At 33.0% G+C, this 21,201-nt stretch carries 22 protein-coding genes; 7 read left to right on the top strand and 15 right to left on the bottom strand.

The window, feature by feature from the left end:
- Positions 1-65 precede the first annotated feature (65 nt).
- Both pckA and Q0857_RS01475 read right to left on the bottom strand, forming a co-directional pair.
- Positions 66-1,682: a phosphoenolpyruvate carboxykinase (ATP) gene (pckA, locus tag Q0857_RS01470; protein ID WP_298531088.1), complete on the bottom strand. Its 1,617-nt coding sequence runs from the start codon at positions 1,680-1,682 to the stop codon at positions 66-68.
- 63 nt (positions 1,683-1,745) lie between these two features.
- Positions 1,746-2,141, bottom strand: coding sequence for a DUF423 domain-containing protein (locus Q0857_RS01475; RefSeq protein WP_298531091.1), 396 nt, complete (start codon positions 2,139-2,141; stop codon positions 1,746-1,748).
- A 99-nt stretch (positions 2,142-2,240) separates the two neighbouring features.
- Here Q0857_RS01475 and Q0857_RS01480 point away from each other — a divergent pair, with 99 nt between their 5' ends.
- Both Q0857_RS01480 and Q0857_RS01485 read left to right on the top strand, forming a co-directional pair.
- Positions 2,241-3,605, top strand: coding sequence for a saccharopine dehydrogenase C-terminal domain-containing protein (locus Q0857_RS01480; protein ID WP_298531093.1), 1,365 nt, complete (start codon positions 2,241-2,243; stop codon positions 3,603-3,605).
- Between the two features lie 147 nt (positions 3,606-3,752).
- The gene (locus Q0857_RS01485) at positions 3,753-4,220 is read left to right on the top strand and encodes an Lrp/AsnC ligand binding domain-containing protein (protein WP_298531096.1); all 468 of its coding nucleotides are present in this window, start codon (positions 3,753-3,755) and stop codon (positions 4,218-4,220) included.
- Positions 4,221-4,271: 51 nt separating this feature from the next.
- On the opposite strand, the gene Q0857_RS01490 is transcribed toward Q0857_RS01485, so the two are convergent.
- The 5 genes from Q0857_RS01490 to Q0857_RS01510 form a co-directional block, all read right to left on the bottom strand.
- Entirely contained in the window at positions 4,272-5,816 is a 1,545-nt protein-coding gene (locus Q0857_RS01490; protein ID WP_298531100.1) for a glycine--tRNA ligase, read from the bottom strand.
- A gap of 124 nt (positions 5,817-5,940) precedes the next feature.
- Positions 5,941-6,069: a hypothetical protein gene (locus Q0857_RS01495; protein ID WP_298531103.1), complete on the bottom strand. Its 129-nt coding sequence runs from the start codon at positions 6,067-6,069 to the stop codon at positions 5,941-5,943.
- Complete coding sequence (locus Q0857_RS01500) at positions 6,050-6,760, bottom strand: hypothetical protein (protein WP_298531105.1); 711 nt, start codon at positions 6,758-6,760, stop codon at positions 6,050-6,052. Before Q0857_RS01500 ends, Q0857_RS01495 begins: the two co-directional genes overlap by 20 nt.
- On the bottom strand, positions 6,747-7,490 hold the full coding sequence (locus Q0857_RS01505) for a hypothetical protein (protein WP_298531108.1): 744 nt from the start codon (positions 7,488-7,490) through the stop codon (positions 6,747-6,749). Before Q0857_RS01505 ends, Q0857_RS01500 begins: the two co-directional genes overlap by 14 nt.
- Positions 7,483-8,406 (bottom strand): IS1595 family transposase, encoded by a 924-nt coding sequence (locus Q0857_RS01510; RefSeq protein ID WP_298531110.1) that lies wholly within the window; start codon positions 8,404-8,406, stop codon positions 7,483-7,485. The genes Q0857_RS01505 and Q0857_RS01510 overlap by 8 nt, the downstream gene beginning before the upstream one ends.
- Before the next feature lie 99 nt (positions 8,407-8,505).
- On the opposite strand from Q0857_RS01510, the gene Q0857_RS01515 reads away from it, so the two are divergent.
- Together Q0857_RS01515 and Q0857_RS01520 are read left to right on the top strand one after the other, a co-directional pair.
- The gene (locus tag Q0857_RS01515; RefSeq protein ID WP_298531111.1) at positions 8,506-8,715 is read left to right on the top strand and encodes a hypothetical protein; all 210 of its coding nucleotides are present in this window, start codon (positions 8,506-8,508) and stop codon (positions 8,713-8,715) included.
- Positions 8,705-8,854 carry a hypothetical protein gene (locus tag Q0857_RS01520; protein ID WP_298531114.1) on the top strand — a complete coding sequence of 50 codons (150 nt, stop codon included), beginning with the start codon at positions 8,705-8,707 and terminating at the stop codon, positions 8,852-8,854. The genes Q0857_RS01515 and Q0857_RS01520 overlap by 11 nt, the downstream gene beginning before the upstream one ends.
- A gap of 128 nt (positions 8,855-8,982) precedes the next feature.
- Here the strand turns inward: Q0857_RS01520 and Q0857_RS01525 are convergent, their stop codons facing one another.
- Positions 8,983-10,191, bottom strand: coding sequence for a hypothetical protein (locus tag Q0857_RS01525; protein ID WP_298531117.1), 1,209 nt, complete (start codon positions 10,189-10,191; stop codon positions 8,983-8,985).
- A 269-nt stretch (positions 10,192-10,460) separates the two neighbouring features.
- Here Q0857_RS01525 and Q0857_RS01530 point away from each other — a divergent pair, with 269 nt between their 5' ends.
- Complete coding sequence (locus Q0857_RS01530) at positions 10,461-11,138, top strand: ComF family protein (protein ID WP_298531120.1); 678 nt, start codon at positions 10,461-10,463, stop codon at positions 11,136-11,138.
- A gap of 58 nt (positions 11,139-11,196) precedes the next feature.
- Positions 11,197-12,798, top strand: a complete 1,602-nt coding sequence (locus Q0857_RS01535; RefSeq protein ID WP_298531122.1) for an Ig-like domain-containing protein — start codon at positions 11,197-11,199, stop codon at positions 12,796-12,798.
- Here the strand turns inward: Q0857_RS01535 and Q0857_RS01540 are convergent.
- A complete protein-coding gene (locus tag Q0857_RS01540; protein WP_298531125.1) occupies positions 12,791-13,570 on the bottom strand; it encodes an amidohydrolase in 780 nt (259 codons plus the stop codon). The two genes, Q0857_RS01535 and Q0857_RS01540, sit on opposite strands and share 8 nt — an antisense overlap.
- Positions 13,571-13,648: 78 nt before the next feature.
- Between Q0857_RS01540 and Q0857_RS01545 the strand changes: the two genes are divergently transcribed.
- Positions 13,649-14,809, top strand: a complete 1,161-nt coding sequence (locus Q0857_RS01545) for a serine hydrolase (protein ID WP_298531130.1) — start codon at positions 13,649-13,651, stop codon at positions 14,807-14,809.
- Here Q0857_RS01545 and Q0857_RS01550 read toward each other — a convergent pair.
- From Q0857_RS01550 to Q0857_RS01575, 6 genes are all read right to left on the bottom strand, one after another.
- Positions 14,806-15,948, bottom strand: coding sequence for a methionine aminotransferase (locus Q0857_RS01550; protein ID WP_298531132.1), 1,143 nt, complete (start codon positions 15,946-15,948; stop codon positions 14,806-14,808). The genes Q0857_RS01545 and Q0857_RS01550 overlap by 4 nt on opposite strands.
- Positions 15,949-16,000: 52 nt before the next feature.
- Positions 16,001-17,770, bottom strand: a complete 1,770-nt coding sequence (locus tag Q0857_RS01555) for a DNA mismatch repair protein MutS (RefSeq protein ID WP_298531135.1) — start codon at positions 17,768-17,770, stop codon at positions 16,001-16,003.
- An 83-nt stretch (positions 17,771-17,853) separates the two neighbouring features.
- Positions 17,854-18,555, bottom strand: a complete 702-nt coding sequence (locus tag Q0857_RS01560; protein ID WP_298531138.1) for a Bax inhibitor-1 family protein — start codon at positions 18,553-18,555, stop codon at positions 17,854-17,856.
- A 92-nt stretch (positions 18,556-18,647) separates the two neighbouring features.
- Positions 18,648-19,343 carry a zinc metallopeptidase gene (locus Q0857_RS01565; RefSeq protein ID WP_298531140.1) on the bottom strand — a complete coding sequence of 232 codons (696 nt, stop codon included), beginning with the start codon at positions 19,341-19,343 and terminating at the stop codon, positions 18,648-18,650.
- 177 nt (positions 19,344-19,520) lie between these two features.
- Positions 19,521-20,618 carry an alanine dehydrogenase gene (gene ald / locus Q0857_RS01570; protein ID WP_298531143.1) on the bottom strand — a complete coding sequence of 366 codons (1,098 nt, stop codon included), beginning with the start codon at positions 20,616-20,618 and terminating at the stop codon, positions 19,521-19,523.
- A gap of 169 nt (positions 20,619-20,787) precedes the next feature.
- Complete coding sequence (locus Q0857_RS01575; RefSeq protein ID WP_298531147.1) at positions 20,788-21,048, bottom strand: SemiSWEET family sugar transporter; 261 nt, start codon at positions 21,046-21,048, stop codon at positions 20,788-20,790.
- Positions 21,049-21,201 lie beyond the last annotated feature (153 nt).

A 21,201-nucleotide genomic window follows, 5' to 3' on the forward strand; every position in this document is an offset into this window, starting at 1 on the left:
AATATAAAAAAACACCATGACTTTGGTGCTTTTTTATTTACTGATATTAATTTTAGTCTACTTTTTTAAAATGCATAACGTTGTGGTCCACCTCGCCTTATTTCTTCATTACAATGTGCCTCAAACTTTTTAAAGTTTTCTCTAAAAGCATTGGTTAACTTAAACGCAGTGGTATAATAAGCTTCATCATCATTCCAAGTTGCTCTAGGACTTAGCACACTAGTAGGAACACCAGGGCATGATCTAGGTTGAGCCACTCCAAATACAGAGTGAATATGATAATCATCGTAGTTATATAAACCCAAATCGCCATTCAAAACCGCGTCAATCATTGCTCTAGTATACTTTAATTTCATTCTGGTACCAACTCCGTAAGGTCCACCTGTCCAACCCGTATTTATTAACCAAACATTCACCCCAGCCTTAATCATTTTATTACTTAACATTTCTGCATATTTTGAAGGATGTAATGGCATAAATGGAGCTCCAAAACATGCTGAAAAACTGGGAACAGGTTCAACAACACCAGCCTCAGTACCAGCAACTTTAGCCGTATAACCAGAAATAAAGTGATAAGCTGCTTGACTTGGCGTTAGTTTTGAAATTGGAGGAATAACCCCAAATGCATCAGCTGTTAAAAAGAATATATTTTTTGGATTTTTTCCAATGGAAGGCACCCTAATATTTTCAATATGATTAATTGGGTAACTTACTCTTGTATTTTGGGTAATTGATGTATTTTTGAAATCAACCTGTCCATTCGTATCTAAAACCACATTTTCTAGTATGGCTCCTTTTTTTATAGCATCATATATTTCAGGTTCATTCTCTCTAGATAGGTTAATTACCTTTGCGTAACAGCCACCTTCAAAATTAAAAACCGAATTTTCATTGGTCCAGCCATGCTCATCATCACCAATTAAACTTCTATTTGGGTCTGTAGATAAGGTTGTTTTTCCTGTTCCAGAAAGCCCAAAGAAAATCGCAGTATCTTCATGCTTACCAACATTAGCACTACAATGCATGGGTAATGTGTTTTTAAACACTGGAAGAATAAAATTCAAAGCTGAAAAGATTCCTTTTTTAATTTCACCTGTATAGCCTGTCCCTCCTATAAGGGCAATTTTCTTGGTGAAATTTAAAATGGCAAAATTATGCTGACGCGTACCATCTTCAGCAGGATTAGCCATAAACCCTGGAGCATTAACAACTAACCACTCGGTATCAAAACCTTCCAATTCTTCTTCCGTTGGTCGCAAAAACATATTAAAAGCAAACTGGTTGCTCCAAGGAAACTCATTAATCACGCGAATATTAAGCTTATAACTTGTATCAGCACAAGCATAACTATCGCGTACAAAAACCTCTTTTTCTGATAAATACTCTGTTACTTTATCATAAAGTGCATCAAACTGATTTGAGTCAAAAGGAATATTAATATCTCCCCACCAAATACGATCTTTTGTTATATCATCTTTTACAATAAACCTATCTTTAGGGGAACGTCCAGTAAATTCTCCCGTATTAACAGCCAAAGCGCCAGAAGATGCTTCAACACCTAGACCTTTTTCAATTGCTATTTTATGCAACATCTCTGGAGATAATTGATAGTTAACCTGGGCATTTGTAATTCCATATTGCTCCAACGAAATCGTTTTCGTAATTTGATTATAATTTCTCATAAATCACTATAAAATTATTTATTCGACAAAATTAAAACAATTATTTTAAGTAATACATAAATATTAATGCTTTTCAGAAGGTATTTTTAAGAAATTCACAATCATAAAAACCCAAGCTGCTATAAGTAATAATCCACCAATTGGAGTAACAAATCCTATAATTTTGAAATTAAAACTGGTCAATACATTGGTAGCTAACCCATAGATAGAAAAAGAAAAAAAGAATACACCTATAACTACTAAATAGAATATTACTTTTTTCGTTTTTTCTCTAATAAAATCTGTATTGCCAACAAATAGCAGCAATAACGCATGATACATTTGATAACGCACACCTACTTCAAAAGTCTGTAAAGCCTCTACTCCAACTAAAGCCTTTAGCGCATGAGCTCCAAATGCTCCTAAAACAATACTAAGTACACCAAAAACGGCACCCGAAACCAAAATAATTTTATTCATATTTTTAAATTATTCTCAAAAAACACTCTAGATATTTATTAATTTCGTAAAACGAAAAACGATTAAATCTGTTAACAAAGCTACTCAACTCATCCGAATATGCGAAAAATTTTAATCATAGGTTCTGGAAAATCCACATCATACCTTCTAAGGTATTTACTGGACAAATCGGGTTCTGAGAATATATTTATAACCGTTGGGGATATAAATACTCAAAATGCAAAAAAGATTATTGCTAATCATGAAAATGCAACCGTACTAAAATTAGATGTCTTCGATTCTGATTCTAGATCCAAAGCTATAAAGCATGCAGATATTATTATATCCATGCTACCTGCAAGGTTTCACATTGAAGTTGCAAAAGATTGTATAGCACTCAAAAAGCACATGGTTACAGCTTCTTATATAAGTCCCAAAATGCAAGCTCTTGATGCTGACGCTAAAGCCAATAACATCATACTTATGAATGAAATTGGTGTTGATCCAGGTATAGACCATATGAGTGCCATGAAAGTGCTTGATTCTATTCGAGAAAGAGGAGGCAATATAATTTTATTTGAGTCCTTTACCGGCGGACTTATAGCCCCAGAAAGCGATAATAACCTCTGGAATTACAAATTCACATGGAATCCAAGAAATGTGGTAACCGCAGGTCAAGGAGGTACTGCCAAATTTTTACAAGAAGGCACGTATAAATACATTCCATACAATAGGTTGTTTAGACGAACTGAATTTTTGGAAATTGATAATTATGGCAGATTTGAGGTATACGCTAACCGAGATTCCTTAAAATACCAAAACATTTATGGGCTAGAACAGGTTAAAACATTATATAGAGGCACCATTCGCAGAGTTGGTTTTAGTAGAGCTTGGAATATTTTCGTCTCACTAGGAATGACAGATGATAGCTATATTATTGACGATAGTGAAAATATGAGCTATCGCGATTTTATTAATGCATTTTTACCCTACAGCCACTCAGACTCGGTAGAGCTCAAATTAAGACATCAACTTAAAATAGATCAGGACGATATTGTTTGGAGCAAACTTGTTGAACTAGATATTTTTAATGACAAGAAATACGTCGAATTAAAGAAAGCTACCCCAGCTCAAATCTTACAAAAAATATTAATGGATAGTTGGACACTTTCCAAAGACGATAAAGATATGATTGTTATGTATCATAAATTTGGCTACGAACTCCATGGCGAAAAATACCAAATAGATTCCAACATGGTAGTTATTGGCGAAAACCAAACGTACACAGCCATGGCTAAAACCGTAGGGCTTCCAGTGGCAATGGCTGCCCTTGCCATTCTGAATAAAGAAATAACTACTCCGGGTGTTCAAATACCTATTACTCCCGAAGTTTATAACCCCATATTAAAAAAACTCCAAAACCATAATATTAGTTTTAACGAAAAAGAAACACCTTATTTAGGTTATAATCCGCTTAATAATTAGCAGGGCGTTACCACAAGGGTCGGGCTTTTCCCTACAATCTTTTTGTTTCGAAAAACACAAAAAGGATTTCCACTACAATCCCTAACGCAAAAAACACTTTCAATTTAAAATCAAATTGTTATTTTTACATACAAATTTATAACTCACATGAAGAAAAACAAGGTGGTAACTATCGATGGAATTGACAAAAAAATACTTCGCGTATTAACAGAAGATGCCAGAACCCCCATTTTAGAAATCGCAAGACACGTTGGAATTTCTGGAGCTGCGATTCATCAACGCCTGCGTAAATTAGAAAAATCTAAGTTGCTCAGTGGTTCAAAATTTGTTTTAAATGCAAAAGTACTAGGCTACTCAACTACAGCTTTTGTTGGCATCTATTTAGATAAAGCCGCAATTACAGATGATGTTATAAGAGCTTTAAAGCGGTATCCTGAAGTCTTGGAATGTCATTATACAACAGGAAACTATAATCTCTTCGTAAAGTTATTAGCCATAGATAATGAACACTTAATGCATTTGCTAAATAAAAATATCCAGTCTATTGATGGTGTCTTAAGAACAGAATCTCTTATTTCCCTCGATCAGCAAATTGATCGGCAAATTAAAGTATAAAAAAACTCAAGCTCGAAAGCTTGAGTTTTAAAAATTTTGAATTTCTAAAATTTATTTCATTTTCATTAGCCAAGAACGTACATCTACGTCTTCTTTTATAATTTGTCTTAAATCATCTATTTTAACACGCTCCTGCTCCATAGAATCTCTATGCCTAATGGTAACCGTGTTATCTTCCTTGGTATCATGATCTACTGTAATACAAAATGGTGTCCCGTTAGCATCTTGCCTTCTGTAACGTCTTCCAACAGCATCTTTTTCATCATAAATTACATTGAAGTCCCATTTTAATTCCTCAATTATTTGTTTAGCGATTTCAGGCAATCCATCCTTTTTCACTAAAGGCAAAATAGCTGCTTTTACCGGAGCTAGTACACTTGGTAATTTTAAAACGGTTCTCGTCGTACCATTCTCCAGTTCCTCTTCTTGCAAAGCATTTGAGAACACGGCTAAAAACATACGATCTAGACCTATAGAAGTTTCTAATACGTAAGGCACGTAACTTTTATTCTCTTCATGATCAAAATATTGTAATTTTTTTCCCGAATATTCTTCATGCGCTTTTAAATCAAAATCTGTTCTTGAGTGAATTCCTTCTAATTCCTTAAACCCAAATGGAAATTTAAATTCAATATCGGCAGCTGCATCAGCATAATGCGCTAATTTATCATGGTCATGAAAACGGTAATTATCGGCCCCCATACCCAAAGATAAATGCCATTTCATTCTGGTTTCTTTCCAATGCTCATACCATTTTTTTTGACTTCCTGGTTTAATAAAGAACTGCATTTCCATCTGTTCAAACTCGCGCATTCTAAAAATGAATTGTCTTGCCACAATCTCATTTCTAAACGCTTTACCAGTTTGAGCAATTCCAAAAGGGATTTTCATACGCCCAGTTTTCTGAACGTTTAAAAAATTAACAAAAATACCTTGAGCTGTTTCAGGTCGCAAATATAAGTCCATTGCACTCTCGGCAGAAGCTCCCAATTTAGTACCAAACATTAAGTTAAACTGCTTAACATCGGTCCAGTTTTTACTCCCGGTTAAAGGGTCCGCAATTCCTAGTTCTTCAATGAGAGCTTTTACATCGGCTAAATCTTCATTCTCCAAAGATTTCCCCATTCTTGCCAGAATAGTATTAATCTTATCTTGATAACCTAAAACCCTACCATTAGTAGAAACAAACTCTTCTTTATTAAAAGCTTCTCCAAAACGTTTTGCGGCTTTTTTAACTTCCTTTTCAATCTTAGCTTCAATTTTAGCACAGTAATCTTCAATTAAAACATCTGCTCTGTACCTTTTTTTTGAGTCCTTATTATCAATTAAAGGATCATTAAAAGCATCAACATGCCCTGAAGCTTTCCAGGTAGTTGGATGCATAAAGATAGCAGCGTCAATTCCTACTATGTTTTCATTCATTTGCACCATGGCTTTCCACCAATAGTCTCGAATGTTTTTCTTTAGTTCAGCTCCATTTTGCGCGTAATCATAAACCGCGCTTAAACCATCATATATTTCACTACTTTGAAATACATAACCGTACTCCTTTGCATGTGATATTACTTTCTTAAATTTATCATCTTGATTTGCCATAGGTGCAAAAATAAAAAACCGTATAAAACTAGCGGGTATTTGATGAAAATTAATTTTGGCAATGATATATTTATGTAACCCAAAAAAAGGAGTGCGGATAAACTAAAGCAATCAAATCAGTAGCTTAGTCTTTTTTCTTAGGAGATTTAATAGTCTTTTTTAAGGTTTCCAAAAAACCTTGGTCTTTATCCTCTGGTTTTATTTTAACGTCCTCTTTTGGTCTTAGAGGGTCTTTATTCTTCTTCTTGCTCATTTGGTAAGGAAATGGCTTTTAAATTTACTTTTTTACTTGGTGTTCCTTCTTTTAAAATCACTTCTTTAGCTTCTTCAATTAAATATTGAGATTTTGCTTTATCGTGATAATAATTAGTTGCCGACTTATAAGGTTTTTCAAATAAATGCCTATATGTTAAAGCACAAAACACATCTGACTTATTCGCTAACTGATAAAAGGTTTTATAATCTGCAGTTAGTATAACATCTGCTTTATTTGATGCGCCAGACATTATAATCATAAAATCTCTAGTAATCCATTCTCTAGCCATCATGAATTCGTGTGATTTAAACCCATATGATTCAGCTAGTTTATTAAGGGTTTTACTCCCAAGGTGTGGATATAATTGGTTATTAAACAAAAGGCTAGTTTCTAAATCAAAATCAACAAACTCAACATTTTCACTATCCAAAACCCTTAAAATTTTCTTTATTTTTTCAGAATCATTTTCTCTAGTTAATATCTCGGATATAACGATTGAAGAAACCAAAAATTTTCTTGGTTTTTTATCACTTGCATTTGAGCTATTCAGATAGTCAATTAATTCTCGAGTAAATAATACTCTATCATCAGTAACACCTTCTTTTTCAGATGTAAAAAGAGCGAGGATTATGCTCGTATCAAGCATTATTACTTTCCAATCTAAAATACCTTTATCAATTATTGCCATAAATTGCCTCTATTATACCGTCTAATGAGTTTAAATTGTTTATTTTTTCAAAAGGTATATATCCTTCATTTTTTAAATTTTCAGACAAAGTAAGCTTGCCTACCTTCTTAAAATCAATCATTTCAGCCTCAAGCACACTTCCTTTTTCAAATGTTCTTTTTATTCTGATTTTTACTGCCAATTTCTGAGTTCGATAAAAGTCTTTTAACTTTAAGTCTAAATCTTTAGATATTTTTATTTGATATGAATAACCATCAATAATAATATGCTTGCTTTTGGAATTTAAAGTTTTACCACCTAGTTCAGATAAGTAGCCATATATTGTTTTTTGAGTATAGTAATACTTAATACTTTTTCCAGTTTTTATCTCATTAATAGACGCTATTTTATTTTTGTTTTCATCATAAGCATTAACATAAAACTTGCCGTCCATTACTTTTTTTAGTGTTTTTGCATAATTTCTTTGCTCAAAATTTAAATCTTGAATAGATGCCCCTTCTATATTTCTATGAACAACTTTAAAACGCTCTAAATGAGTTTTATGGTCGCTTGAAAAATCCAATGCATAGCAATTTCCTCTTATACTACTTAAAGTGCATTTAACTCCATCTTTCAAGTCAATCGCTTTGTATAAGTCCTTTAATAACTCCGCAATTAAGTTCATAGAAATTCCATTCTCAGCATTTAGAGAATGTTCTTTGTCGTCTATCTTTATTGAAAAATTATACATTCTTTATAAGGCTCTTATATGTTAATTTTTGAGTTGCATTAGCAATGCATACATCAAATTTAGAACCATCAGTCATTTTTCTGTTATTGTACCTGAATGTGTATTCATTTACATATTTAGCTAAATGCTTATCGCTTACATGATGGTAAATACCATCAATTCCTCTTTTTAATAACGACCAAAAATTTTCTATGTTGTTTGTGTGAACTGCACCGTCAACGTATTGATTTGCAGAATGTTTGATAAATTGGTGATCGTATTCCTTAGCCAATATACGATAACTTTTCCATTCGTCAGTAAAAACTGTCGCTCCTTTCGATAGCTTGTTTTCTATTATCGGCATGATGGTTCTTGTTTTAGTATCAGCAACAGGTAAAGCATAAACCTTACCGTCTCTTTCTAAGATCCCTAATACAGGTGTCTTAGTTTTTGCGCTGCGTCCTTGCGTTCCTTTTATCCTTTTATTCATATGCTTGTTTTTTTCTTTTCCACCCATATAAGTTTCATCAATTTCAACAGCGTTTTTAAAAACCTCTTTAGTTGGCTCAAAAGATGTTCTAATTCTCGAAAGCATGAACCATGCGGTTTTCTGAGTTACTTTAATGTCTTTTGCTAATTGATGTGAAGAAATACCTTTTTTGTGTGCTGCAATTAAGTATATAGCAACAAACCACTTTCTTAAAGGGACTCTGCTATCTTCAAACATAGTGCCAACACGAACACTAAATTGTTTTCTACATTTAGAGCATTTCCAGTTTTTACGACCAGTAGTTAAACGATAAGCTTTGTCGTTTGCACAATATGGACATTCTACATCACCATTCCATTTAACCTTAGCTAAATAGTCTATACATTTTTCTTCTGTAGTGAAGTAATCAAGCAACTCAAATAAACTATCGAAATCTCTAATATTCATTGTTTTAGCACACATAATCTTATCTTTTAAGATATAGTAAATATACAATTTTATTTCTTAATTTACAACTATAACATGTTATTATTGTATATTTGTTTTATGAGAACATATAAAGAAAGACAAGAGGCTAAAAAGTATTACGTTTTATTAGAGAATAAAGACGTTTTAGGAGTTTTTGGAAGCTTAAAAAGTGTATGCGAATTTATTGGTGATAAGTTTCCTAGCTATTGGACTTTGGTTAGAAAAAAAACTAATAAATTTGAGTACGGTAATTATTCACTTCAAATTATAAAACACCATGTACAATAGAGATTTAAACGACCCGAAAGAAATTAGAGTAGATTTAGAAGATGTTATTAGTAGAGTAGAATCTTTGGAAGGTGAAATTCACAACTACAAAAAGAAGATTAAGCAGTTAGAAAGTTATATAGAAGAACATATTCATTAATTTGGGTTACATAAATATATCATTGCCTTAATTTTTTACTTTATTGCCTTAATATACTAGTGATGTTTAACAATAACCGAATGTTGCCAGAGTGCCCTACACCCCATAGAAGTAGTGGTTATTAATCCTTAAAAGATGGTATATCCTAAAATCAAAGAAAAACCTTTATAATTAGAAGTCAATTCAGGAGTTGAAAAAAGATCAGTAGAAGGCGTATCTAATCTAAACTCTATGCTATATTTATTATTATACTTATATCCAATACCACATGAAAAATATGTGCTATTTGTAATATCAAATTCTCTAATAAAAGGATTGATAAATATTGTATTGCTAAAATCTTGAATGAATTTTGAATTAAAAGGCACATCTAACACATAAAAACCGTTAATAAAAAGTTTAGACTTTTTACTTAGGAAAAAATAGTGACGAACTCCTAAACCAACTTCTAGAGACTGATAATCAATTTTAGTCGGAATATTAAATCTGCCGCTTTCTTCTAATTCAGAATTAAACGAATTATAGTTCAGTTCAACAATAAAAGCCCACTTATTTTTATTAAATGGCAATATAAATTCTACTTCTAACCCTAATTCAAAATTAGTTTTAGTCCCAAAATCATAAGACTCTAAAACATCGTTATGCTTTATTGTAAATGAATTATTGCTTAATCGTGGTTTTAAGCTAAGATTAAGCCAGTCTTTTTTACTATTATTTTCAAACGATACGGGTTTATAATTTTTACAATTGCTATACTTTAAAAAGACACTTACCAGGTCTTTTTTATTATATTCCACAAGCTCTATATCAGACAAGGTAATGACGTCACATTTTAAATTGTCCCATATTTGGCTCCTAAAAAATCTATTATACTTTATTTTACCTTCAGGAGTTTCATAACTATTAAAAATTAGTTGTTCTATTTCATTTTCGTTAACACTAAAAAAAAACCTCAAACCATTAGCTCCATCATAAGAGTATAAATTAGCTTTCCCTTCCACAAGCACTTTTAAAAAAAGTTTCTCTTGCTTAAACTGGAGATTTCTTTCCGTACCTAAATTTGAGGACTCTTCAATCTTAACATTAGCCTTTATATATTTTAAAACATTATATATTCCAAATTCTTTTAAATCTTTAACTCCAGTAGTCTTAACATCTCCATTTAAGGAGTCTTTATACTTTAAATTAGAAGAGGCATGCGCTAGCCCTCTATCTTTAATAAAGCAATCTACCTTATTACCAGAATTATCAATAAAATATCCTTCTTCAAAAGTGACTTGAGAAAAAATCGGAGATGAGACAAAAATTAGCGTAATCAGAACACATATATATTTCATAGTCAAAAAAATATTGATTAAAGCATTGAACGAATATAGGTATTTTCTCACAAAAAAACTATTATAAAAACCTTTATTTAAGTATCCAATCACATTAACATTTTGTTATTTTCTTTAAATAGAGATTATAAGATGTTTGATTGTAAGTCTTCCCACTCTAAACGCGCACTTTTTAATTCTAAAATCATACAACACTTTAAAAACTCATAACATAGATAGAATTATTTATCTTTTTTTAACTAAGTTTACAAGAAGCCCTTTATTATTATATGCTCAAATCATTAGTCAATTTATTTTTCCCAAAAGTCTGTTACGCCTGTCATAATTTATTAGGAGATCATGAAGACACTATCTGCGTAACATGCAGACACGACTTACCAGTTACCAACTTTCATTTTGACAATAACAATCGTGTTGAAAAAACACTGTATGGACGTGCTCAAATTAAAACAGGAACGGCACTTTTTAGATTTGAAAAAAAAGGGAACGTGCAACAACTTATTCATAACCTAAAATACAAAGGCTATGAAGATATAGGCTTTGTTTTAGGTAATTGGTTAGGAAGTGAATTAAAAACCCTAAAAATATATGAAGATGTTGACATGGTCATTCCGGTTCCTTTACACAAAAAGAAACTAAAAAAGAGAGGCTATAACCAAGTTGCTAAATTTGGTCAGCAAATTGCTCAAAACTTAAAAGCTGATTATAGAGATGATTTACTAGTTAAAATAACCAATACCAGATCGCAAACTAAAAAAGGTCGTATTTCTAGATGGATAAATCCCGTAGAATTATTTGCTCTAAAAAACATGAATACTATTGACGCAAAACATATCTTATTGGTTGATGATATTATTACTACAGGAGCCACACTTGAAGCTTGTATTCTAGTATTAAAGCAAATTAACAACGTTGAAATAAGTATAGCCACTATGGCAATAGCCTAAATACTTAAGCGTTTATATCTTTAAAATTATGTAGGTTTGTAAAAATTTAAAATAGTTAATGAGTAAGAGCCTTTCAAACTTTATTTTAGCGATTCTTATCGCCATTCTTTTTATAAACTGTGCCAATAGGGGCAGACCAGAAGGTGGCCCAAAAGATGAAACACCACCTGTTATTTTATCATCTTCACCCGAAAACTATTCAACCAATTTTGAAGGTAACGAAATCAAGGTATATTTTGATGAGTACATAAAAATTAAAGATTTACAAAAGCAACTCATCATTTCACCTCCAATGAAAACTCAACCCGAGGTTTCACCTTTAGGAGGTGCTAGTAAGTACATTACCATAAAAATTAACGACACCTTACAACCTAATACAACCTATGCCTTTAATTTTGGGAACAGTATAACTGATAATAATGAAGGAAACCCTTATCCATATTACCGTTATGTTTTCTCTACGGGCGACTATATTGATTCGCTTACGGTTAACGGCCAAATCAGCGATGCACTTTTAACAAAGCCAGAAACTTTTGTAAATGTTGCCTTATACGAAGTAGATTCAACTTTTACCGATTCTATTATTTATAAGGAAGTTCCAAAATATATTACCAATACACTAGATAGTGTTACCTCTTTCTCTATTGAAAATATTAAACCAGGTAAGTATTTGTTAATGGCGTTGAAAGACGGTAATGGCGACAACACGTTTCAACAAAAAACCGATCAAATTGCCTTTCATAAAAATTTCATTGAAGTTCCAACCGATTCGTTGTACACACTTAGATTATTTTCTGAAGAACCAGACTTTAAAGCAACCAGACCAAAACTGCTGTCTGGAGAAAAAATAGCTTTTGGTTATGAAGGAGATTTCATGGATATGTCAATAAAAATTATTTCGGAAACCCCAGAAGATTTTGATTATAGAATTTTCAAAGACAAAGAAACAGATTCTTTACTGTATTGGTACAAACCAAAACTGGAGGTAGATTCTCTTGTTTTCAAAGTCACACATCCTAATTTAGAAAAAGAATTTACGGTAAGAATCAATGAACAAGAAAGGGACTCCTTATTGCTTTTTGCAGAACCTAATACCACTATAGGTATTGAAGAAAATTTTAAAATATCGGGTAATACACCTTTAGTTACTTTTGATGACTCTAAAGTCTTTATCATGGATAAAGATTCATTAGAAGTCAATTTCACCACTAAATTTGACAGTATTAAAAATACTTATGCTTTTAATTTTGAAAAAACCGAGGCAAACTCCTATAATATAAAAATACTTCCTGAAGCACTTGTTGACTTTTTTGACAACAAAAATGACACACTTTTTTATTCATTAAGTACTAGGAAAGCCTCTGATTTTGGATATGTAAGATTTACATTAATTAATGCAGAACTCCCTGTAATAATTCAGTTAACAACTTCAAGCGGAGAAGTTAAAATAGAAAAAGTAGTATCTCAAGATGGTGATATTGACTTTTTAAACGTATCACCGGGGATTTATTCGATACGAGTTATACACGACGCTAATAGTAATGGTAAATATGACACAGGTATCTACCTGAAAAAAATCCAACCTGAGCGTGTTAGTCATTTTCAAGATATTGAGATTAGAGCCGATTGGGGAATTCAAGAAACTCTTCAATTTAATTAATAGCAAAGGAATCTTTATCATTTAAAAATTTAAGCTTGCTTCTGTAAGCTTCAACATGTCTTTTTTCTAAAGTCACAGTTTCAACTTGTTCCTTATTCGGGGTCATGGAAGTCTTCACATTCCCTAAAACATCATAAACTGCAGAATGACCCGAATATTCACTATGTACACCATCCACTCCAACTCTGTTTACCCCAATACAATAACACATATTTTCAATTGCTCGAGCTTTCAATAAAGTATCCCAAGCGGACACTCTAGGTTTTGGCCAGTTAGCTACATAAATTAATACATCATAATCTTCTGTATTTCTTGCCCAAACAGGGAATCGCAAATCATAACAGATTAACGGACAGATTTTCCATCCCTTGTAATTTATAATTAGCTTTTCATTTCCAGCAGTATAAGTTTCATCTTCTCCAACCAAGGTAAAAGTATGCCGTTTATTATAGTAGGTGATGTTTCCAGAAGGCTCCACAAAGAGTAATCGATTATAAAAACTATTTTCATCAGCAATAACTAGACTTCCTGTAATCGCTATATCTTTTTTTGAAGCTAAATCTTTCATCCACAAAACCGTTTCACCTTGCATAGATTCGGCAACAGCAGAAGCATTCATAGTAAAACCGCTTGTAAACATTTCGGGTAAAACAACTAAATCAACATCATCATTGATCTCCTCTATTTTTTTTGTGAAATTTAATCGATTTTGTTTTGGTTTTTCCCAAATCAAATCGGCCTGAATTAAAACAACCTTTAAGTGATTTTGCATGTCTTAAAATTACAATTTTATTAATAGGTCTAAAATAATTAAGTAATTTTAACCATATCCTAACTGCATTTATATTATATGAAAGAATTCAAACCTTATTTAAGTGTCATTTTTGTCTTTTTTATCCACTATTTCTTGGCAGCTCAAATCGATTATTTCCCAGAACGCCATACCAATTGGGAAGAAAAATCAGCATCATACTTCAACATAAACTCAAAATATCTAACAGAAGCCATAAACTTTGCTAAAGACAATGAATACTCAGGATCTAGGGATTTAAGAATCGCTATTTTAAAAGGCTTTGCAAAAGAACCATTCCATGAAATTCTTGGGCCTACTAAAAAACGAGGAGGGCCAGCTGGCATTATAATAAAAGATGGGTTTATTATTGGTAAATGGGGAGATACTAAACGTGTAGATATGACCTTTAGCGTTACGAAAAGCTTTTTATCTACAGTGGCAGGTCTAGCTATAGACCAAGGATTAATAAAAGATGACACCGACCTTGTTAAAGACTATGTCTGGGATGGCACTTTTAATAGTAACCACAATTCAAAAATTACTTGGCAACATTTATTACAACAAAACTCAGATTGGTCTGGCGAACTTTGGGGTTGTAAAGATTGGGCAGATAGACCCCCAAAAGAAGGCGATTTAGATGACTGGAAAAACAGAACATTTAAAGAACCTGGTACATTTATGGAATATAATGATGTACGCGTTAATGTATTAGCCTACTCTCTGTTACAAGTTTGGAGAAAGCCATTGCCCCAAGTTTTAAAAAATAACATTATGGATAAAATAGGAGCATCAACAACATGGCGTTGGTTTGGTTATGACGATGCTTGGACAACCATTGACGGTATTCAAATGAAATCGGTAACAGGAGGTGGCCATTCTGGTGGCGGTATATTTATTTCAACTGAAGATATGGCTAGGTTTGGTCTATTGTTTTTAAATGAAGGAAAATGGAGAAATCAATCAATCATTAGTAGTAATTGGATAAAAAAAGCTACAATGTCATCAAAACCTAATATCAATTATGGTTATATGTGGTGGCTCAACGAAAAAGGTTCACGCCTTTGGGAACATGTATCTGATAAGATATTTTACGCAGCGGGCTTTGGAGGCAACTTTATTATTATTGATAAAAAACATAATGTGGTTGTGGTAACTCGTTGGCTAGAACCAAAAAAAGTTGAAGAATTTATGCAGAAACTAACTAAAGCATTAGACTAAATACTATTTAATATTTCGGCAGCTTTTTTCAACGTCTCGTCTTTCTTTGCAAAACAAAATCGAAGGACTTTATTGTCTAAATTGTTCTCGTTAAACACCGATAAAGGGATAGAAGCCAGTCCTGACTCAACTGTTAATCGTTTAGCATAATCTAAATCATACTCTTGCGTTATGTTAGAATAATCCAAGACTTGAAAATACGTCCCACTTGATGGTTTAAAACTAAATCTAGAATGTTCAATTAAGCTTAAAAACAAATCCCTTTTATTCTGATAAAACTCTGACAAACCCATATAATGTTTAGGTTCTTGCATGTAATCTGCAATTCCTTTTTGAGTAGGGTGATGCACACAAAACACACTAAATTGATGCACTTGCATAAAAAGCTTCATGAGTTCCTTTGGTGCACAGCAATATCCAATACGCCAACCTGTATTATGAAAGGTTTTACAGAATGATGCCACAACAAAACTTCTAGATTTCAAATCCGGGAACAGACATGCACTTTGGTGTTCTTTACCATCATAAATCATATGCTCATACACCTCATCACTTAATACAATAATATCAGTTCCTCTGGTAATCTCATGTAATTCCAGCAAGTCTGCTTTTGAAAACACCATTCCAGAAGGATTGTGCGGTGTATTGATAATAATCATTTTGGTTTGATTATTCACCTTTTGTTTTACCTCTTCCCAATCTATGCTAAAATCTGGAGCTTGAAGTTGTACTGCAATAGGTATCCCTCCATTTAACTTTATCCCCGGTTCATAACTATCATAAGCTGGTTTAAAAATGACAACCTCATCATTTTTATTAATAAAAGTTGTTATTATGGTTGATATAGCTTGAGTTGCCCCTGCAGTAACTGTTATTTCATGTTCAGGATGATAACTTGAATTATACAAAGCTTCCATTTTTTTAGAAATAGCTTTACGTAATTCTAAACTACCAGCCATGGGCGCGTATTGATTATAACCTGAATTCATAGCCTTACTGACCAAATCTATAAGTTTTTGATCACTGCCAAAATCCGGAAAGCCCTGCGATAAATTAATAGCATCATGGGTTTTTGCCAATCCACTCATCACAGAAAAAATAGTAGTTCCTACATGTGGTAATTTCGATTTATGCTGCATATTCATAAAGATAAGAACTTCTTAATTGATATGCACAAACATAACGAGAAGGCTAAACAATATCCATCTTTTTTAAAAGAAATGAAGCGTTCATATTCTGACATATCCCTTGCTTCAACTTATAATCAAAATGAAGTTCGTCTTCTATAATTTCAGCATCAAAATAGTAATTTTTAACATCTTCCAATTCCTGCTCAACTTCACATAAACTCAAATCGTGAGTCGCTATAATTCCAGTAGCGTGAGAAGCCACCAATTTCTCAACAAATTTTCTTGACCCAATAGCCTTATCTGTACTATTGGTTCCTTTTAAAATTTCATCGAGAATAATGAAGTAAGAATCCTCTTGAATAACGTCTACAATGTATTTTAACCGTGTTAATTCAGAAAAGAAATACGAACTATCATCGGTTAACGAATCTGATGTCCGCATACTTGTAATTAATTTGATAGGCTTATAAACACTCGATTTTGCACATACAGGCAACCCCATATTAGCCATAACAATATGTAATGATACGGTTCTTAAAAAAGTACTCTTGCCAGCCATATTTGCACCAGTAACGATAAAGAACTGCTCTTTATCAATACACAAATCACTATCAACCCTTTTATTATTGTCCAACAATGGATGTCCTAATTCTTTTGCCTTTATAGTTGCTCCCTTTTCCACCAACTCCGGATATTCAAAATGAGGATGATTATATGCATAAGTACCTAGCGAATTATAAGCATCAAAAAACGAAACTACCTCAAACCAGTCACTCACTTTACTTCCGTACTGGTTTATCCATTGTTCAATTTGATAACTATTTTTTAAATCAATTAGAAATAGCCCATTTCCAAAAATGGCTCCTATCAAATTATTCCGATTATCTAAGGCGTCTAAATACTTAGAGAACGCTTTAAAAATATCGGATGCTTTTTTATCCCCTGCTTGAATTTCTTTTTGTTTTTGAACTAATAATTCAGACAAAAACGTTTCGTTTTCAATTAAGTCTAACAATTGAGCATATTGACGAAAAGTATCTCTCACCTTATCCGTATTAGAAGCCAGCACATTTATTTTCTTAAGGTAAATTCCCGAAACCCCTAAACCTATTAAGAGCCAATACCCTATAATTTCTGGACGGGTAATAACGCCAAAGTAAGTCAACCCTATTATCAAAACGGATACGGCACTAAATACTAGTGGCAGCCATAACATCACACGAGGCAAAAAGTTTTTATGAGTGTTAAGCCAACTTATAATTTGCTTTGCAGGAGTTTCAACAGTCACTAAATTCGATGTCGCCGAATAATATTGTCGCCATTGTGGCTTTTCATTTAATTCTTTAATAGCATTTTGCCTGGATGCAATTTCTAAAATATCGTTAGCTTTTAAAGACTCCGCTAACTTAACGGTACCCTCTTTAATGCTCGTTCTATTAATGAATTGAAAAAAAGACCCTCTTCCAAACAAATCAATATCTAAACTATAAAAATGCTTAGGGTCTTGAAACTGAAGCCCTGAATCTCTATCATAAAAATTACCATTCGCAATTTCTATTTCATCTTCATTTATATGAATAAGGGCTCTATTAAATGCGCGTTGATGTTTTAAATCTGTATACTTTGAAAGCAAATACAAAAACAAGACTACACCCAAAACAAGCATGGGAATCATAATTTGTAAGGCATTAAAAAATAGATAAACGCCAAAGCCAGACACCAAAAAAACTAGCAAACGCAATACACTAAAAGATGCCATACGTTTTCCCAAACGTTTAACTTCAGCTTGGTATTTCTCTACATGTTCTTGATAATATGTAACGGGATTCATTTTTAAATTTATTGGGAAGTAAAGAAACGAAAAAAGCCCTGAATACATTCAGGGCTTTCATCATATTTTTTTGTTAAAGCTCTTCAATCTCTTGAAAGAAAAATGCTCAGTACGTACCAAAATAAAAGCATTAAAGAAGCAAATAAGCCTAACGCCGCAGGAATATAATCTTCATTTGAATATTTATTCACCAAATTTGATGTTTGATATAATATAGAGCCAGCTGCCAAAACGCACATCCCTACTGAAAACCACAACCCTAAATTAAACCCAAAAAGGGTACCCGCTAAAATTAATCCTAAGGCAATAAAAAAGCCAACCGTTAAAGCAGATCTCAAAAACGAGAAATCTTTCTTTGTAACCAAAACAATAGCCGAAAGCCCTGTAAATAAGGATAAAGTAACAATTGCAGCTTGATTTAATAAATCAAAACTTTCCGTATAAGCAATAGCTATATAAATTAAAGGCACAAAAATAAAGGCCTCGGCTAAAATGTAAAGCCCGTAAGCCAAATACTGCTTATTCTTGTCGGGTGTTTTAAGCGCCATCCCTTCAGCATAATTGGTGATAAACATAAATCCTCCTAGCATAATCAACCAACGCCACCCTTGGGTCATTGATAATGCAAAATTGACAATAGTTTCGCTTTGAAGTAATAGATATTCAAAAAGAATGAATATCAAAACGCCTCCTGCCACATGCGCGTACGTTTTTTTATAAAAGGCCACTTTATCGGCTTCAGCCAACTGACCTACCATTAATTTATTTTCAAAACTGTTTTCCATAATCGTTTAGTTGTGTTTTATTTTCTCACGACAAGATATAAAAAAAGCTCCGAATTTTATCGAAGCTTTATTCATATTTTGCGTATTTCCAACTAATCTCGGCCTCCAAATACCTGAAGCGCCCAATATAAAAGATTAGCCAGAGCACCAATTGCAGCTACTAAATATGTTCTTGCCGCCCATTTAAGTGCATCTTCAGAACCTTTATATTCCTCTGGGGTAACCATATTTTTATTCTTTAACCATGCCAAAGCTCTATTACTCGCATCGTATTCCACAGGTAAAGTCACAAAACTAAATACAGTAGCGAATCCCATCATTACCAAACCAGCAACGGCTACATAATAACCAAAACCTAAGCCGACAGCAGCACCTAACATCAAACCACCAATAACCACCCATTGCGACATTCCGGAAGTTACACTAACAACAGGAACCAAAGCAGAACGCATTTTTAACCATTCGTAAGCTTGCGCGTGTTGTACCGCATGCCCACACTCATGAGCAGCCACTGCCGCAGCTGATGCGTTTCGTTGGTTATAGACAGCTTCACTTAAATTAACCGTTTTATTTTTTGGGTTGTAGTGATCTGTTAAACGACCCGGTGTTGAAATGACTTCTACATCTCTAATCCCGTGATCTGCCAACATTTTTTCAGCAATCTCTGCACCACTCATACCATTACGTAATTGCACCTTAGAGTACTTTTTAAACTTACGCTTTAACGTGTTACTTACTAACCAACTTACTAAAGCTATGGCACCAATTAATATATAATATCCAATCATTTTTTCTTCTTTTTAAATTGTAATTTCTTTTATAAATATAGCAAAAATAACGCCAATGTTTTTATGTGAAATTTTGTCAGGAAACAGTTAGTTTATTCCCAGTTTTCAAGAAAATGAAAAACGCCTAAACCTTAAAATTTAAGGTTTAGGCGTTTACCAATTACATTTTTATATAGGCTATAAGCTCATTTCAACATCAAAAGCTTCAGCTATTTCTCTGTAAACGATCTCTCCTTTTACTATGTTTAATCCTTTGGCTAAAGATGCACTATTTTTACATGCTTCTTCCCACCCTTCATTTGCCAATTTAATAACATAAGGTAATGTAACGTTAGTTAGCCCTACAGTAGAAGTATAAGGTACTGCACCTGGCATATTAGCAACCGAATAATGTACCACATCGTCAATAATATACGTAGGCTCTTCATGAGTTGTGGGTCTTGTTGTTTCAAAACATCCACCCTGATCTACAGCAACATCCACAATTACTGTACCTGGCCTCATAGCTTTTAACATATCTTTTGTAATTAATTTAGGTGCTTTGGCCCCTTTTAAGAGCACACCCCCAATAATTAAATCCGAATCTGCAATATGTTTTCTAATATTATATTCACTTGAGTACTCACTAACTACGTTATTAGGCATCACTTCACTTACATGCCTAAGTGCTTTCATATTAATATCTAAAACATATACACTAGCTCCCAAACCTGAAGCCATTCGTGCTGCTTGCAAACCAACTACTCCTGCTCCAAGAATTAATACTTTAGCGGGAGGTACTCCAGGAATACCACCCAACAAAATACCCCGACCCATTATAGGTTTTTCAAGATATTTAGCTCCTTGTTGAATAGACATCCTACCAGCAACCTCAGACATTGGTATTAATAATGGTAAAGAACCATCTTCATCCTCAACCGTTTCATAAGCAATACAAACTGCCTTGGTATCAATCATAGCATTGGTTAACACCTCACTTGAAGCGAAATGAAAATACGTAAATACCACCTGATCTGGTTTAATCAATTTATATTCTGGCTCAATCGGTTCTTTAACCTTAACAATCATTTCAGCAGTAGCATAAATCGCTTCAATGCTATCAAGAATGGTTGCACCAGCTTTAACATAATCTTCATCTAGAAAACCACTATTAGATCCTGCATTTTTTTGCACGTAAACCTCGTGGTTTCGCTTAGTTAATTCAAAAACCCCAGAAGGTGTCATACCCACTCTGTTTTCGTTATTTTTTATTTCAATAGGAACTCCAATTTTCATAAACATGATATTTTATTTGTAAAAATCGGTGTAAAATTATAATAAAAATTTTAATATTATAACCAAATCAACTTTTTTGTTAATTTTTTTTCATAAAAAAAAGCATATTACTAATTAAACAATAATTTAAATTAATTTAGTATAGGTTTACTTATAAACGGAGAAAAGCCTATTTTTTAGAGTACTTTATCTTAAAGTACATCAATAAAAATGAAGATAAAACGGTGATGCTATTTGCAAAAATCATCGATGGGCTATCCTTCAAAATCCCATACCACAACCACATCAAAATACCAATAAAAAAAATCACCAACATAGGCAGCGACAAACTAGATACATCTTTAGTACGCCACGTTTTATAAACCTGCGGCAGAAATGCCGCCGTAGTTAAAATAGCAGCCAAAAAACCAATAATTTCAGTATAATCCATGGGTTTTAAAAATTTAATAATTTGAGCGTTACCCGAAAAGGGTCGGGCTATTCGTTACAAGTCCTCGCTTCTGCGCTAAGGCGCAAAAACTTTGGGCTTTCCTCTTCTATCCCTAACGCTAAACTCACTCCTATTAATAGGGTTTCACCATTT

Source organism: uncultured Algibacter sp., assembly GCF_947495925.1.
Lineage (GTDB): Bacteria > Bacteroidota > Bacteroidia > Flavobacteriales > Flavobacteriaceae > Algibacter_E.

Bases quoted from the DNA above. Each gene is read 5' to 3' on its own strand.
- pckA (WP_298531088.1), bottom strand. From the start codon at position 1,682: ATGAGAAATTATAATCAAATTACGAAAACGATTTCGTTGGAGCAATAT.
- Q0857_RS01475 (WP_298531091.1), bottom strand. From the start codon at position 2,141: ATGAATAAAATTATTTTGGTTTCGGGTGCCGTTTTTGGTGTACTTAGT.
- Q0857_RS01480 (WP_298531093.1), top strand. From the start codon at position 2,241: ATGCGAAAAATTTTAATCATAGGTTCTGGAAAATCCACATCATACCTT.
- Q0857_RS01485 (WP_298531096.1), top strand. From the start codon at position 3,753: ATGAAGAAAAACAAGGTGGTAACTATCGATGGAATTGACAAAAAAATA.
- Q0857_RS01490 (WP_298531100.1), bottom strand. From the start codon at position 5,816: ATGGCAAATCAAGATGATAAATTTAAGAAAGTAATATCACATGCAAAG.
- Q0857_RS01495 (WP_298531103.1), bottom strand. From the start codon at position 6,069: ATGAGCAAGAAGAAGAATAAAGACCCTCTAAGACCAAAAGAGGACGTT.
- Q0857_RS01500 (WP_298531105.1), bottom strand. From the start codon at position 6,760: ATGGCAATAATTGATAAAGGTATTTTAGATTGGAAAGTAATAATGCTT.
- Q0857_RS01505 (WP_298531108.1), bottom strand. From the start codon at position 7,490: ATGTATAATTTTTCAATAAAGATAGACGACAAAGAACATTCTCTAAAT.
- Q0857_RS01510 (WP_298531110.1), bottom strand. From the start codon at position 8,406: ATGAATATTAGAGATTTCGATAGTTTATTTGAGTTGCTTGATTACTTC.
- Q0857_RS01515 (WP_298531111.1), top strand. From the start codon at position 8,506: ATGAGAACATATAAAGAAAGACAAGAGGCTAAAAAGTATTACGTTTTA.
- Q0857_RS01520 (WP_298531114.1), top strand. From the start codon at position 8,705: ATGTACAATAGAGATTTAAACGACCCGAAAGAAATTAGAGTAGATTTA.
- Q0857_RS01525 (WP_298531117.1), bottom strand. From the start codon at position 10,191: ATGAAATATATATGTGTTCTGATTACGCTAATTTTTGTCTCATCTCCG.
- Q0857_RS01530 (WP_298531120.1), top strand. From the start codon at position 10,461: ATGCTCAAATCATTAGTCAATTTATTTTTCCCAAAAGTCTGTTACGCC.
- Q0857_RS01535 (WP_298531122.1), top strand. From the start codon at position 11,197: ATGAGTAAGAGCCTTTCAAACTTTATTTTAGCGATTCTTATCGCCATT.
- Q0857_RS01540 (WP_298531125.1), bottom strand. From the start codon at position 13,570: ATGCAAAATCACTTAAAGGTTGTTTTAATTCAGGCCGATTTGATTTGG.
- Q0857_RS01545 (WP_298531130.1), top strand. From the start codon at position 13,649: ATGAAAGAATTCAAACCTTATTTAAGTGTCATTTTTGTCTTTTTTATC.
- Q0857_RS01550 (WP_298531132.1), bottom strand. From the start codon at position 15,948: ATGCAGCATAAATCGAAATTACCACATGTAGGAACTACTATTTTTTCT.
- Q0857_RS01555 (WP_298531135.1), bottom strand. From the start codon at position 17,770: ATGAATCCCGTTACATATTATCAAGAACATGTAGAGAAATACCAAGCT.
- Q0857_RS01560 (WP_298531138.1), bottom strand. From the start codon at position 18,555: ATGGAAAACAGTTTTGAAAATAAATTAATGGTAGGTCAGTTGGCTGAA.
- Q0857_RS01565 (WP_298531140.1), bottom strand. From the start codon at position 19,343: ATGATTGGATATTATATATTAATTGGTGCCATAGCTTTAGTAAGTTGG.
- ald (WP_298531143.1), bottom strand. From the start codon at position 20,618: ATGAAAATTGGAGTTCCTATTGAAATAAAAAATAACGAAAACAGAGTG.
- Q0857_RS01575 (WP_298531147.1), bottom strand. From the start codon at position 21,048: ATGGATTATACTGAAATTATTGGTTTTTTGGCTGCTATTTTAACTACG.